The following is a 14,119-nucleotide window of genomic DNA, read 5'->3' as shown; positions in this document are numbered from 1 at the left end:
GTCAGTCTTTCCGCTGCGGCTCTTGGACCGGGTGGGCCTGGCCTTCGATGGTGTGGCCTTGCTGCGGCTGCGCGGTGTTTTGCACCGGTGGCACAGGCTGCGCAGGCGGCGGAGTCTGCTCGGCCGGCTTGGTCTCTTCTTCGTTCATGGCCTTGCGGAAGCCCTTGATCGACTCGCCCAGGTCGCTGCCGAAGTTCTTCAGCTTCTTGGTGCCGAACACCAGGACCACGACGACCAGCAGGACGATCCAGTGTTTCCAGTCAAAGATACCCATTTCGTACTCCTGAAAATTGTGTGTACAGCATATCGATGCGGCAACCCGGCGCCTGTGGGAGCGGGCGTCCCCGATAAAACATCAGGCAGATGGCTGGCGTGCGGCCTTTTCATCATGCCCGGAAAGCCCGAAGCGGCGTTCCAGTTCATCCAGCACGGCTTGCGGATGCTGGCCCAGCGCGCTGAGCATCACCAGGCTATGAAACCACAGGTCGGCGGTTTCGTAGATGACATCGCTGTAATCCTTGCTGATCTGGGCATCCTTGGCCGCAATGATCGTTTCGACCGACTCTTCGCCGAGTTTTTCAAGGATCTTGTTCAGGCCCTTGTGGTACAGGCTGGCCACGTAAGAGCTGTCAGGCGCCGCTTGCTTGCGTTCTTCAAGCACTTCGGCCAGGCGGTTGAGGGTGTCGCTCATGTCAGTGTCCTGCGCTGTAGATAGCATCCGGGTCCTTCAGAACCGGGTCGACGATTTTCCACTGGCCGTCTTCAAAGACGCGGTAGAAGCAGCTTTCACGACCGGTATGGCAGGCGATATGGCCCAGTTGCTCGACCATCAGGATGATCACGTCGGCGTCACAGTCCAGGCGCAACTCATGCAGTTTTTGCACATGCCCGGACTCCTCGCCTTTACGCCACAGCTTGCCACGCGAACGCGACCAGTAGATGGCACGCTGCTCGGCGGCGGTCAGGGCCAGCGATTCACGGTTCATCCAGGCCATCATCAGCACGCGTCCGGTCTTGTGGTCCTGGGCGATCGCCGGTACCAGGCCATCGCTGTTCCACTTGATCTCGTCCAGCCAGTCTTTCATCGTCGACTCCAAAGCGGGCCCGCTCCTGTGCCGGGCCCTTTGCGCTAGTGTGCCAGCCACAGGCGCGGCTGGCTATTGGCGCACGATCAGGTAAAGGCCCGCAGCCAGCATCAGCCAGGCGGGCCAGGCGGCCGGGGCGGCCAGGCTGGCGGTTTCGGCAGCGCCTGCGGCCAAGACTGCGCCACCGCCAAGCAGGCCGGCACCCAGCAGGCGCAGCGCCCAACGGTCGCCCTGGCGGCGACGTTCCGGCAATTGTGGATCGTGCAGGTGAGGCTGCGACAGGCGTTCGAGCAGGTCGCGGGTCATGCCGGCCAGGTGCGGCAGTTGCTCTACCTGGCTGTGCAGGTTGCCGAATACGGCCTTGGGGCTATAGCGGTCGCGCATCCAGCGTTCGAGGTACGGCTTGGCGGTGCTCCACAGGTCCAGGTCGGGGTACAGCTGACGGCCCAGGCCTTCGATGTTGAGCAGGGTTTTCTGCAGCAATACCAGCTGTGGCTGCACTTCCATGTTGAAGCGCCGTGCAGTCTGGAACAGGCGCATCAGTACCTGCCCGAAGGAAATATCTTTTAACGGTTTCTCGAAGATCGGCTCGCACACGGTGCGAATCGCTGCTTCGAACTCGTTGACCTTGGTGTTTGCCGGCACCCAGCCCGAGTCGATGTGCAACTGGGCGACGCGGCGGTAGTCACGCTTGAAGAACGCAAACAGGTTGCGCGCCAGGTAGTCCTGGTCCTCGGCGGTGAGGCTGCCGACGATGCCGCAGTCGATGGCAATGTACTGCGGGCTCCACGGTTTGACCGTGCTGACGAAGATGTTGCCGGGGTGCATGTCGGCATGGAAGAAGCTGTCGCGGAATACCTGGGTGAAGAACACTTCCACGCCGCGCTCGGCCAGCAGCTTCATGTCGGTGCGCTGGTCGGCCAGGGTGGCCATGTCGGTCACCGGTACGCCGTAGATACGCTCCATCACCAGCACCTTGGGGCGGCACAGGTCCCAGTACACCTGGGGCACGTACATCAGCTCGGAGTCTTCGAAGTTGCGCCGCAGCTGGCTGGCGTTGGCAGCTTCGCGCAGCAGGTCGAGCTCGTCGTAGATGGTTTTTTCGTAGTCGCCGACGATTTCCACCGGGTGCAGGCGACGGGCATCCGCCGAGGCGCGTTCGGCGGCCTTGGCGATCAGGAACAGCCAGGCCAGGTCCTGGGCGATGACCGGCTTCAGGCCCGGGCGCACCACCTTGACCACCACTTCTTCGCCAGTTTTAAGGCGCGCAGCGTGCACCTGGGCCACCGAGGCCGAGGCCAGTGGCTCGACGTCGAAGCGGCTGAACACCTCGCCGACCTTCGCACCGAGCTGTTCCTCGATCAAGGCCACGGCTTGTTTCGGGTCGAACGGTGGCACACGGTCCTGCAACAGCATCAACTCGTCGGCGATGTCGGGGGGCAGGAGATCGCGGCGGGTGGACAGCAGTTGGCCGAACTTGATGAAGATCGGCCCCAGGTCCTGCAGTGCCAGGCGCAGGCGCGCGCCACGGCTGAGTTCGGTGGGCTTGCGTGGCAGCCAGCGCCACGGCATCAACAGGCGCAGGCTGGCCAGCCACCAGGGCAGCAAGGGTTGGTCGAACAGCAGGTCATCGAGGCGGTAGCGGATCACCACACGCTGGATGCGAAAAAGACGTCGGACGGCGAGCAGCTTCATGCGTTATCGCTGGTATCAAGGGATCGGGACAGGCGCCTGAGGCGCGCTTCGAGGCGTTCTGTATCAAGCTTCAAGGCATCGAGCTCGCTGAAGGCGGCTTCGGCCTCGCGCTTGCCGACCAGGGTACGGGATTCTTCGGCCAGGTATTCGGACAGGTTCTGGCTGAAACGTGCCAGGCCTTGGCGAGTCCAGCGAGCGCGCAGGCGGATATGGCCGGCCAGCATTGCCGTGGCGACCGGGCCAAGCCAGCGTTGCAGCTCGTGCTCCCAGTCCAGCTCCAGGTCCTGCAGCACACCGAACAGGTCGAGCAGTACGGCGCTGTCGCCGTACAGTTCGACCTGCGGGCTGTGCAGCACGGCGGTCTTGTCCTTGGCCAGGGCCAGTTGCGCCAGGCTACCGGCGGGGGCGCGCAGGCTGCAGTCGACCTCACCCTGCCAATGGGCGGCGAGCATCAGGCCCTCCTCATCGGGCAGGATGAACACCTGCAGGGCCGGTTGGCGGCAGTCGATCTCGATGACCTTGCCTTCCAGCGCGGCCAGCCGCGGCAGGGCCGTGCTGTCCAGGCGCAGGACGCGGTTCAGGCCATGTTCGACGCTGGCGAGCAGCCCGGCCAGCAACATCAGGGCTTGATCCCCCGGTGCACGGCAACGATGCCGCTGGTCATGTTGTGGTAGGTGACGCGGTCGAAGCCGGCCTCGACCATCATGCTCTTCAGGGTTTCCTGGTCCGGGTGCATGCGGATCGACTCGGCGAGGTAACGGTAGCTCTCGGCGTCATTGGTGATCAGCTTGCCAGCCAGCGGCATGAAGGCGAACGAGTAGGCGTCGTAGGCCTTGGACATCAGCTTGTTGGTCGGCTTGGAGAACTCCAGGATCAACAAGCGGCCACCGGGCTTGAGCACGCGCAGCATCGAACGGATGGCGGCGTCCTTGTGGGTGACGTTGCGCAGGCCGAAAGCGATGGTCACGCAGTCGAAGTGGTTGTCCGGGAACGGCAGCTTTTCAGCGTCGGCCTGGACGAACTCGATGTTGCCGGCCACGCCACGGTCAAGCAGCCGGTCACGGCCAACCTTGAGCATCGAATCGTTGATGTCGGCCAGCACCACCTGCCCGGTCGGCCCGACAAGACGCGAGAACTTGGCCGCCAGGTCACCGGTACCGCCGGCGATGTCCAGCACGCGGTTGCCGCTGCGCACGCCTGACAGCTCGATGGTAAAGCGCTTCCACAGGCGGTGCATGCCGCCGGAAAGCACGTCGTTCATCAGGTCGTACTTGGCTGCTACCGAGTGGAACACTTCGGCGACTTTTTTCGCCTTCTGGCTTTCAGGCACGTCCTGGTAGCCGAAATGGGTGGTGGGTTCGGCGTGGTCGCCTTTGCGCTGGTCGTTCATATCGCTTCACCGGAAAAAATTACCGCCATTCTAGGGCGAACGGGCGGATTTGTCTTGGCGGGGTGTGCCAGTCGGCAGGGGCGGGCATAATGCTCATTATGTCTACATCTTCAGGAACGCCCGCATGACCCAGATCAGCGTCGAACGCAAACACTCCCTCGGCCGTGATGCCGCCCGCGCCAAGGCCGAAGCGCTGGTCGACAAGCTCAGCCGTGAGTACGACCTCAAGGCCACCTGGAACGGTGACCGCGTGGACGTTGCGCGCAGTGGCGCCAATGGCAGTGTGCACATTGGCGACGACAGCATCCGTGTCGAATTGAAGCTGGGCATGATGCTGTCGATGATGAGCGGCACCATCAAGGGGGAGATCGAGCGGGCGCTGGACAAGGCCCTGGCCTGAGCCAGAGCCGCTCTCAGATTACTGCGGCGCGTCCGCCGGAAAGGGAATGATGCCAATCACCTGCTCCAGGCGCAGATCGCCGCGGTAGATCGCGATGCGCTCGTGTGCGTCTGCGGCCTGCTCGAGCATGGCCTTTCGGCCCCTTACGCCTGCATCCCAGAATTTGAGGTGGCCCTTGACGAAGTCATGCCCCCTCGCTTCGAGGCTGGGGTAGTGAAAATGCGCCTCCCACAATACCCGCTGTGGCGCTTGCACATCGCGAATCTCGTAGACGTCGAGGTAATCATTGGCGTGACGTAGCTGCCGGCGAATCACGGTCTGCCTGATCCGAATTCGCTTCTGCTCAGCCAGGAAGCGAAGGGCCTTGCCGTCGGGATGGCGGGTGTTCAGATACGCGTCGGTGAGCAGCCGAAGCCTTTCGTGATGGACGCGCTCTACCGCTGCCCGAAGGAGGTCGACCAAGCTGGAATCCAGTGGATTGTTCAGCTCGGTCAGTTGCTGCTGCACTTCGCGCATGTCACCTGCAGGCCATTCCAGAAAGTCGGCCAGGCTGTTGGGCTCATCGGCATAGTGCGCGGCGAAGGCGATTTTCCCATCCACCTCTGCCAGCAGGCGGCTTGCGCGCTGGCGCAGCTGTGCCCGGTCGTGCTGGGCCGGCCGCGCTTGCTCAGGCACGGCATGCCACACCCCGTCGCGTTGCGCGAAACTGCCCGCAGGCTCCTGGTTGAATGCACTGCGCTGGATGGCCCGATTGCCCATTTGGTCGATTTCCACCAGCAGCGGTCGACCTCGGTCAACACGGATGACCCGGCGCCTGATCGTTGCGGGGCGATGGTAGGGCGTTGGCGAGGGGGGACTGATGCCGCTGTCGAGGTTGGTCAGGGTCGCGCTCAGTTGCTGCTCCGTGATCTGGGTAATGCTGGACAGTTCGCGTATGTATTCGTCCAGCACGTCAGCGACCAGCGCAGGCGAGTCCAGTGTCCTCATGTATTGGGCGCGATCCAGCACGGTACGGTATTTCTGAAGGATATCCTCAAGCAGTTCGGCTTTGACCTGGGCCGTCTCTTCGGTGGCTGCCAGCCCGTCGTGGCTCCATATTGTGCGGCTGAATTCGATGCCGCTGAGCGGCGCGCGCATCGCAAGCAAATGCTCGGCCGTGTCCGCAGTGAGGCGGGTCTTGTCCACGGCGAGGTAGGCCAGGTCACTGAGCAGCTGGGCCCGAATGACCAGTGTCGAATACGTCCTGCGTCGAATGGTCTGGGCGAGTTTCGTGGCTTTATTGGGAAAATCGATCTTGGGGTCCTGCAGTGCTTCCGCCAGGGTCCGGTCCAGTCGCTGGCTGACGACAAGCAGGCGGCGGCTGGCCTGGCTAGAATCGCGGACCCGTTCGCGATAATCGAGGTATTGCTGTATCTGCTCGGCAGTCTCTGGAACGCGGGGCAGCCCGATGGACTGTGCGCTCAGCGCCTGGTGGTCGACCTGCTCCAGCAAGCGGCGGCACAGCAGCATGTCGTTTTCGATGGCTGCACCGTACCAATTGCCGTATCGGCGTCGGTTCGGGGCTCGGGTGTCGAATTTGCTGAACCGAGGTTCGGCCATCTCCTTGAATACTTCGATATTCCCGTGCAGCAGCATGCTCTGCCGTTCCAGGTACAGCGCGGATGCCCTGATTTCCGGTAAGTGGCGTAGGCGCTGGGCTTTGAGTGCCTGCATCTGAAGCTGCAAGGCTGGCGGCGGTGTAGCGCGCTCATGTGCAGGTAATGCATCGATAGCAAGGCTGTATTCCAGCGCGAGGTCGTCATAAGCCTGCAGTTGCACTTGGCTGCGTTCCATCAGTGGTGCCATCTGATTCAGCGCTTGTTGGTTAGCCGTGGCGGTTGCGCTCAACGTGTCGAACCGCTGGCGGTTTTCCGCGTTGATGGATTGCCTGTTCCTTGGCATGCCGCCAAAGAGGGTCAGATTCAAAGTCCATTGGCCATGCCAGCGCGTCAACCAGGGGCCTTTCTGGCGTTCACGACCAACGATATGGTAGCCGTCCGGGGCGCCATTCCATTGGGACACCCATTCGCTGCTGCTCGGCTCTGGGCCGATGATCTGCATGCCGTTCCAGGTCTCGATGACCTCATAGACGTCATCGCCCAACTTGACGTAGTAACGGCCGGCGATATTGAACAACCCACGCAAACGGCCCTTTATCAGTGGCGCGTGCCCTTCCAGCGACTGCGAGGCTTGCAGCTGGGCCATTGCCTGGCGTTCCTGTACCGACAGGTTGCTCAGGCGCTGCTCGTCATGCCAGCTTTCTACCCGCACGCGCGTAGGCTGCGGCGCCTCGACGGGGGCCTGCCACGGTTTCTCCTGTGGCTGCTCTAGCGCTGGGGCTGGGGATTCTTCCTTCGGTGCAGGGCCTGAAAAACGCAACGTAGCGGCCGCTTCGCTGTTGGCAGGTGGCGTTGCGGGGCGGTGCGCAAGGAGCAAGGCCAGGTTGGTGAGAAGGTCTATGGCGGCGACGATCTTATCGTCACCGCTGCGCTTGATCAGCGCCTCCACGTCTTCCTTGGCCGCCGACAGCGCCACGACCAGCCATAGCAGGGTGGTCATCGGGCCATGCCAAAGTTGGGTGACGGTATTGAAGATCGCCCAGGTAGCCTCCTTCACCAAAGCCCGCACTTCCTGGGCATTGGAGACGCTGTTGCTGGCTGAGGCCAATAACATGGTGTCGATGCGGGCGTTGAACAGGTGGGTGTCCAGATCATCCGTCCAGGCTTGGAACGAGGCCTGAACCGGGCGTCTTAGGCGTTGCAAAAGACTGTCCAGCAGCTCGACCGGCACATTGAGCAGGTGCGTCAGTTTGGTAATGTTCGGGTGCAAGTGCGGGTGCTTGAACCCGTCGTTCTGGTAAATCGGGCGCGCGTCATCGTCGAGCCAGGCCAATACGCTCTCTTGCAGTTCGCCCCTGCTGCGGATTGCGTCCATCAGCAATTCGAGGTTCGGAAATTCCTGCAACGCCCTGTCGGCATAGAATGGGCGGTACAAGACCCAGCTGCCGCTTGCCGGTATTTCGATGATGAACATCCCGTGCGCCACATCGCTTGCCGAAGCGCCAGGCGCGCAAAGGAACGCCAGGGGGGCGATGCGCAGAAGGTCCACGCCATTGTCCATGCCCTGGCAGAACCTGAGCATTGCCTGGCTTGCCGCTTCGCCAAGCTGTCGCTCGATCTTGGCCTTCAGCGTGCTGAACCGAAGGGCGTAACGCCATTCCCTGGCATGCTGGCGGATTCGCTCGGCTCTGCGCGGCTGGGTGTTGACTTGGTCCTTCAGGTAGGAGGGGTAGTGGCCGCCGATGTCGACCTGATGAATCAGGCCCCTGATCTGGTCGATGCTCAGCCAGTCGGTCACAGGCGAGCCGTCCTCGAAGTTCATCCCGCTCATCACCTCGCCAGCCTCCAGCCGCAGGCGTGAAATCGCCAGGTCGGTCAGGGAAACCGAGTACAAGAACAGTGACTGCCCTTGTGTAGCGGCGCCGATGATGGCCTGGGAAATGCGGATGCGCACCTTGTTCGGGTCGTGTACCGCCTTGTCTGGGTAGCTGGTCTGCAGGGTCTCACGCAAGCGGCGAGCGGCGTAATCACGGATATCTTCAACATCGCCCAGGGATGTGCAGCCCTTCGACCGACCTTGGCTCGCCGCCAGATCGAGCAGTGCAGTGTGATAGGCATAGCGGTCCTCAGCGCTGGCATTGAGCAGCCATCGCGGCGGACTGACGGCGGGTGCAGTTCGTTCCTGCGAAGGCAGGTCGAAGAAGTAAGCTGACGGGTCGCTCACCTGGCGCAGTTGTCGCTCCAGTTCGTCGACGGTTGCCAGGCCACCAAGACGCAGGCGGCCGATGTCGTCAAGGATATCGTTCAGCAGCTGCCTGGCCTGGAAGGCGAAAGGGCGTCCGATCACCGGTGTGTGCGCCCAGGACAACGCTTCGAAGCGATAGCGTTGCGCTAGCTGCCGTTGCAGCGCGGTGGCAAAGCTGGGCAGGTCGACATGGCGGTGAACCGAACCGCAGGGTTTGCATTGCAGAACCAGGTTGCGGGTGCCACTTGTGGTGATGAGCAACAGATCCGGTAGGGTGACGGTGCGTGCCTCGCCATCCGTTCCGAGCGTGACTTGTATCGCCTCGACAGCCAGGCTGTCGAACACCCCGTCGAGCAGGGCGTACATTGCAGCTTTTTCATCATCTGCCAGGCCTTGGCCAGGGAGGTTCTCGAGCAAGGCGGCCTTGATGGTGTGTTCCAGCCAGAGCATGCGCGAGACTTGGCTGTCTTCGTCGAGCCCGTTCCAGAAGCCGATCTGGGCTTGCTGGAAGGCGGGTATCAACGCACCAAGCACTGTATCGAAGTCATCGTTGAGCTTCGTCAGGTCCGGGATGATTTCGGGTTGGCGGAGGTTGTCCGAGCCTTGCTCCTGAATTTGAAACACATGGGGTGGGCTGATGCTCAGCTTGTCTGCGGCGCTTAGTTGCACACGTTCCTTGGCCAGAAAATGCCTGAGAAGCTCGTCCGGCAGCCCGCTCTGACGTGGGAGATCACCTGTACTGGCCGGTGCATGCAAGATGACGAAAGGATCGAGCGATGTGATGTGAGGGTGGTTGCGGTGCAACCATGGATACCGGTCGCTGAAAGTCTGGAATGCTTCTTTTGATAAAACGTCCCGCAGGCTGGGTCGTTTGGAGAAACAGGCTGCCACGCTTTGCTTGAACGTCAGCCTGGGTGGGTTTGCTACAGCAGTCATGGCGTCGATGTCCGTGAGGTGAAGCCTGCGACGCTAGCGCTATGGTCAACGGGGCTTGCGGTATATAGATGCGACAACGACGACCTTAGGGTGAGGTTTCTAATTTTCTTCCCTACCTTAATGCTCAAGCCCAGCCTCCATGGGCGGTTTTCCACCACTCATGAGCATGAGGTACACAGCATGGCCAAAGTGATTGTGAAGAAAAAAGACGAAGCCCTGGGCACGCTTGGCGAGGTGCGCGGCTATGCGCGCAAGATCTGGCTGGCCGGTATCGGCGCCTACGCCCGCGTGGGTCAGGAAGGCTCTGACTACTTCAAAGAGCTGGTCAGGGCGGGTGAAAGTGTCGAGACGCGCGGCAAGAAGCGCATCGACAAAGAGCTCGATGCCGCCAACCACCAGCTTGACGAAGTCGGTGAAGAAGTGAGCCGCGTACGCGGCAAGGTAGAAATTCAACTCGACAAGATCGAAAAAGCTTTCGACGCACGGGTCGGTCGCGCCTTGAATCGCCTGGGTATTCCGTCTAAACATGACGTTGAGGCGTTGTCGATCAAGCTTGAACAGTTGCATGAGCTGCTTGAGCGCGTCGCGCACAAACCATAAGGAGAGCAGGATGGCTGGCAAGAAGAACACCGAAAAAGAAGGCAGCTCCTGGGTCGGCGGGATCGAGAAATACTCCCGCAAGATCTGGCTGGCGGGGCTGGGTATCTATTCGAAGATCGACCAGGACGGCCCGAAGCTGTTCGACTCGCTGGTGAAGGATGGCGAGAAGGCCGAGAAGCAGGCGAAAAAGACGGCTGAAGATGTTGCCGAGACTGCCAAGTCTTCGACCACTTCGCGGGTGTCAGGCGTGAAGGACCGTGCGCTGGGCAAGTGGAGCGAACTTGAAGAAGCCTTCGACAAGCGCCTTAACAGCGCCATCTCGCGCCTTGGCGTGCCGAGCCGCAACGAGATCAAGGCACTGCACCAGCAGGTGGACAGCCTGACCAAGCAGATCGAGAAGCTGACCGGTGCTTCGGTTACGCCGATTTCGTCGCGCGCTGCAGCAACCAAGCCGGCTGCAAGCAAGGCTGCGGCCAAGCCACTGGCCAAGGCAGCAGCCAAGCCTGCGGCGAAAACGGCGGCGGCCAAACCTGCTGGTAAAACCGCAGCGACCAAACCCGCAGCCAAAAACGCAGCGGAAAAACCTGCAGCCAAGCCAGCAGCCAAGCCTGCAGCGGCCAAACCTGCGGCAGCCAAGAAACCTGCGGTGAAGAAAGCTCCAGCCAAACCGGCAGCGGCCAAACCAGCAGCACCAGCTGCCAGCGCTGCGCCTGCAGCGACCACAGCACCGGCAACTGCCGCCACCCCGGCCAGCAGCACGCCGTCGGCACCGACTGGCACCGGTACCCTGATCTGATACTGCGTCGCTTTCTTCGCGGGCTCGCCCGCTCCCACAGGTACAGCGCAGATCCGAACATCAGCGCAGACCCTGTGGGAGCGGGCATGCCCGCGAAGGCCCCACCACGGATCTGCTCGGCCTACCCCTCCAGGTACTTCACTGCCAGCTGCTCCGCCGCCGCCCGGGCCTGGGCCTGCAGATGCGGGGCCACCAGCATCATCACCTGATACACCACGATCCCCACATCCCCCTCGCGCCCCAGCACACGCTGGTAATCCAGCGAGAACATCAGCGTCAGTGTGATCTGCTCAACCAGTTGCCCCAGCGCCTGGGTATCACTCTCTACCAGCCCCTGGCTCTTGAGGCTGGCCAACAGCGCCGCCAGCGTGCGTTTGATTGCATTGATCAGGCTGCGCATGCCTCGGGCGAGTTTGGGCAGGCGCCCGGTCAGGTTGGACAGGTCCTGGAACAGGAAGCGGTACTGAGCCATGCGCTCGACGATCAAGTGCAGAAACAGCCAGTAATCCTCTGCGTCCAGCCGCACCTCCAGCGGCGGGTCCAGCAACGGCATCAACGCTTCCTCAAAACGCTCGAACAAGCCCAGTACCAAGGGCTCCTTGCCATGGAAGTGGTAGTACAGGTTGCCTGGGCTGATGCCGAGTTCGTTGGCAATTTCCAGGGTGGATACGTTGGGTTCGCCCTGCTGGTTGAACAACTGCAGGGCGCATTCAAGGATACGGTCGCGGGTTTTCATCCAGTCAGCAGCTCATCGGGTCAGCACGTAGGTGCCTGGCGCGGGGCCTAGCGGTGGGTAAGTGGCGTTGCCCAGTTCAGTGCGGGGCGCCTTGAGCAGGCCGGAGCGGGCGGTGATCCACTCCAGCCACAATGGCCACCAGCTGCCTTCGCTGCGCTTGGCGTCGTGGAACCAGGCGCGTGGGTCGCTGCTCAGCTTGGGGTTGGCCAGGTAGTAGGCCTTGGGGTTGCCTGGCGGGTTGATGATGCTCTGGATATGCCCGCTGTTGGCCAGCACGAAGCGCCGCTCGCCACCCAGCAGCAAGGCCGAGCGGTACACCGCATCCCATGGTGTGATGTGGTCGTTGCTGCCGGCCACGGTAAAGCTGTCGATATTGACCTGCTGCAGGTCGATCGGCGTACCGCACACCTCCAGCCCGGACGCGTAGGTCAACGGGTTGAGCTTGAAAAACTCCAGCAGGTCGCCATGCAGCGCGGCGGGCAGGCGCGTGCTGTCGGCATTCCAGTACAGGATGTCGAACGCCGGCGGTGTCTTGCCGAGCAGGTAGTTGTTGACCCAGTAGTTCCAGATCAGGTCGTTGGGGCGCATCCAGGCGAAGATCCGCGCCACTTCGCCACCGTCCAGCACGCCACGCTGATAGGAGCGTCGCTTGGCCGCTTCGATGGTCTGCTCATCGGCGAACAGGCTGGCCGGGCTTTCGAACTTGCTGTCCAGCAAGCTGACCAGATACGTGGCACTGCGCACCCGGCGCAATTGCTTCTTGGCTTGCAGATGGCCTTGCAGTGCGGCCATGGTCAGGCCGCCGGCACAGGCGCCCATCAGGTTGGGGTCGCGGTTGCCGCTGATACTGCGGCAGGCATTGAGCGCTTCCTCCAGGGCTTGCACGTAGCTGGAAAGGCCCCATTCACGGTGGCGTGGGTCGGGGTTGCGCCAGCTGACCATGAACACCTGCAAGCCGCTTTTGAGCATGTACTGGACGAAGCTGTTGGTCGCGCTGAGGTCGAAGATGTAGAACTTGTTGATCTGAGGCGGCACGACCAGCAGTGGGCGTGCGTGCTGCTTTTCGCTCATCGGCGAGTACTGGATCAGCTCCAGCAGCTCGTTGCGAAATACCACTGCGCCAGGGGTTGCGGCCAGGTTAACGCCCACTTCGAAGGCGCGCTCGTCCACCTGACGCGGCAGCCCATCGTTGTGACGCAGGTCGTCGAGCAGGTGGGCCACGCCGCGCACCAGGCTCTGGCCGCCGGTGTTGAACAGCTCCTTGACCGCCAACGGATTGAGCAGTGAGTTGCTGGGCGCCAGCGCATCGTTGATCAGGTTGAACAGGAAGTGGGCGCGGGCTCGATCATCGTCGTTCAAATGGCTTTCATCGATCCACTGGCGTGTCTGCTTCTGCCAGGCCAGATAGGCCTGCAGGCCGCGGCGGTAGAACGGGTTCTGGCTCCAGGTCGGGTCACTGAAGCGCGCGTCACGCGGGTTCGGCTGGTAGGGCGTGTCCCCCAGCATCACCCGCCCCAACTGCCCGCCAAGCGCCAGCAGATGATGCGCGGTATGCAGCGGGTGGCGCAGGCCGTGACGGCCGACGTTGCGCAGCGTGGAAAGCAGGTCGCGGCCGCGAAGGCCGAGGATCGCGTTCTGCACGTTCATGCCGGTGGCGGGGAGCGTTCTCGATCCTTTGGCCGGTTTGTCTGTCATGGCAACACTCCCTCGTCTGATCCATTTCCCTGTCAGGCCGCAGCTGTTTCACCCCCCCGAGGCCGGACGGGGATGCATGACCGCACGCTGACGTTCTTCCTGCAGGAACTTCATGATGATCGGGGCGACGGCTTCGGCACGGGTGATCAGGAACAGATGTCCGTCGTCGATAATGTGTAGCTGGGCATTGGGAATCCGCCAGGCCAGCAGGCGCATGTTGATCAGCGGGATCAACGGGTCGTCGTCGCCGGCCAGTACCAGGGTGGGCTGCTGGATCTTGTGCAGCCAGTGGATGCTGGTCCAGCCCAGCCCGGCGAACAGCTGCCAGTAGTAGCCCAGCTTGCCGCCGGAGCGCACCTTGGCAGCATGGTGCATGGCCAGGTCGGGGTCACGTCGGAAGCCGCCGCCATAGATCATCGGCGCAATGCGGATGACATGCGATGGCTGCACGTAACGCCGGGGGCTGGCCATCATCCACAGCACCTTGGGCTTGCCTGGCACCATTACCGCACCGGCAGCGGTGGCGGCCAGCACCAGCTTCTTGCAGCGCTCGGGGTAATCGTGAGCAAACTGCTGGGCCAGGGCGCCGCCCCAGGACACGCCGATGACGTTGACCTGGCCGTAGTCGAGGTAGTCGAGCATCCGCGCGGTCAGCTTGGCCAGCCCAGGGAAGCGGTACGGGTTGCGTGGCGTAGACGAGCCGCCGACCCCGGGCACATCGAAGGCGATGACTTCCAGGTCCGGGTCAAGTGCATCGATGAACGGGAACACCAGCTCGAGGTTGGCGCCGATGCCGTTAAAGATCAGCAACGGCGTCAGGTGCGGCTTGCCGGGGCGAACAGCGGTGCGGATGGACTGGTTGTCCAGCTCGACGGTCCTGAAAATATAGGGTTGCGGCATGCATGTGACTCTTGGGTGAAGTAAACACCGTGGCGCCGTGCAG

General features: G+C 62.3%; 13 protein-coding genes. 3 read left to right on the top strand and 10 right to left on the bottom strand.

The genetic code is table 11. The annotated features are described in order from the left end of the window. Position 1: 1 nt before the first annotated feature. The 6 genes from ACI7M0_RS24695 to ubiE all read right to left on the bottom strand — a co-directional run bounded on the left by ACI7M0_RS24695 (position 2) and on the right by ubiE (position 4,170). A complete protein-coding gene (locus ACI7M0_RS24695) occupies positions 2 to 274 on the bottom strand; it encodes a twin-arginine translocase TatA/TatE family subunit (protein ID WP_010955575.1) in 273 nt (90 codons plus the stop codon). 81 nt (positions 275 to 355) lie between these two features. Next, a complete protein-coding gene (locus tag ACI7M0_RS24690) occupies positions 356 to 691 on the bottom strand; it encodes a phosphoribosyl-ATP diphosphatase (RefSeq protein WP_003249283.1) in 336 nt (111 codons plus the stop codon). Position 692: 1 nt separating this feature from the next. Continuing rightward, complete coding sequence (gene hisI / locus ACI7M0_RS24685; RefSeq protein ID WP_064490835.1) at positions 693 to 1,085, bottom strand: phosphoribosyl-AMP cyclohydrolase; 393 nt, start codon at positions 1,083 to 1,085, stop codon at positions 693 to 695. A 72-nt stretch (positions 1,086 to 1,157) separates the two neighbouring features. Beyond that, a complete protein-coding gene (gene ubiB, locus ACI7M0_RS24680) occupies positions 1,158 to 2,780 on the bottom strand; it encodes a ubiquinone biosynthesis regulatory protein kinase UbiB (RefSeq protein WP_104886965.1) in 1,623 nt (540 codons plus the stop codon). Next, positions 2,777 to 3,400, bottom strand: coding sequence for an SCP2 domain-containing protein (locus ACI7M0_RS24675; protein ID WP_129933678.1), 624 nt, complete (start codon positions 3,398 to 3,400; stop codon positions 2,777 to 2,779). Before ACI7M0_RS24675 ends, ubiB begins: the two co-directional genes overlap by 4 nt. Further along, a complete protein-coding gene (gene ubiE, locus ACI7M0_RS24670) occupies positions 3,400 to 4,170 on the bottom strand; it encodes a bifunctional demethylmenaquinone methyltransferase/2-methoxy-6-polyprenyl-1,4-benzoquinol methylase UbiE (protein WP_004576729.1) in 771 nt (256 codons plus the stop codon). Before ubiE ends, ACI7M0_RS24675 begins: the two co-directional genes overlap by 1 nt. Before the next feature lie 124 nt (positions 4,171 to 4,294). Here ubiE and ACI7M0_RS24665 point away from each other — a divergent pair, with 124 nt between their 5' ends. Further along, positions 4,295 to 4,570, top strand: coding sequence for a polyhydroxyalkanoic acid system family protein (locus ACI7M0_RS24665; RefSeq protein ID WP_003249289.1), 276 nt, complete (start codon positions 4,295 to 4,297; stop codon positions 4,568 to 4,570). A gap of 18 nt (positions 4,571 to 4,588) precedes the next feature. On the opposite strand, the gene ACI7M0_RS24660 is transcribed toward ACI7M0_RS24665, so the two are convergent. Next, positions 4,589 to 9,082: a hypothetical protein gene (locus tag ACI7M0_RS24660; protein WP_371920360.1), complete on the bottom strand. Its 4,494-nt coding sequence runs from the start codon at positions 9,080 to 9,082 to the stop codon at positions 4,589 to 4,591. Positions 9,083 to 9,529: 447 nt separating this feature from the next. Here ACI7M0_RS24660 and ACI7M0_RS24655 point away from each other — a divergent pair, with 447 nt between their 5' ends. Next, positions 9,530 to 9,949 carry a phasin family protein gene (locus ACI7M0_RS24655; RefSeq protein WP_020191651.1) on the top strand — a complete coding sequence of 140 codons (420 nt, stop codon included), beginning with the start codon at positions 9,530 to 9,532 and terminating at the stop codon, positions 9,947 to 9,949. A 10-nt stretch (positions 9,950 to 9,959) separates the two neighbouring features. Next, the gene (locus tag ACI7M0_RS24650) at positions 9,960 to 10,745 is read left to right on the top strand and encodes a phasin family protein (protein WP_129933679.1); all 786 of its coding nucleotides are present in this window, start codon (positions 9,960 to 9,962) and stop codon (positions 10,743 to 10,745) included. A gap of 121 nt (positions 10,746 to 10,866) precedes the next feature. Here ACI7M0_RS24650 and ACI7M0_RS24645 read toward each other — a convergent pair whose 3' ends face one another. Genes ACI7M0_RS24645 through phaZ form a run of 3 tightly spaced genes read right to left on the bottom strand, consistent with a single transcriptional unit; the run spans position 10,867 to position 14,076 of the window. Beyond that, entirely contained in the window at positions 10,867 to 11,481 is a 615-nt protein-coding gene (locus tag ACI7M0_RS24645) for a TetR/AcrR family transcriptional regulator (RefSeq protein WP_010955569.1), read from the bottom strand. Between the two features lie 12 nt (positions 11,482 to 11,493). After that, the gene (gene phaC, locus ACI7M0_RS24640) at positions 11,494 to 13,176 is read right to left on the bottom strand and encodes a class II poly(R)-hydroxyalkanoic acid synthase (RefSeq protein WP_029615476.1); all 1,683 of its coding nucleotides are present in this window, start codon (positions 13,174 to 13,176) and stop codon (positions 11,494 to 11,496) included. A gap of 48 nt (positions 13,177 to 13,224) precedes the next feature. Further along, a complete protein-coding gene (gene phaZ / locus ACI7M0_RS24635; protein ID WP_129933680.1) occupies positions 13,225 to 14,076 on the bottom strand; it encodes a poly(3-hydroxyalkanoate) depolymerase in 852 nt (283 codons plus the stop codon). Positions 14,077 to 14,119 lie beyond the last annotated feature (43 nt).

This window comes from Pseudomonas sp. 10(2024), assembly GCF_045164175.1.
Lineage (GTDB): Bacteria > Pseudomonadota > Gammaproteobacteria > Pseudomonadales > Pseudomonadaceae > Aquipseudomonas > Aquipseudomonas alloputida.
Note: the sequence above shows the minus strand (reverse complement) of the source record. Positions and strands in the feature narration are given on the sequence as shown.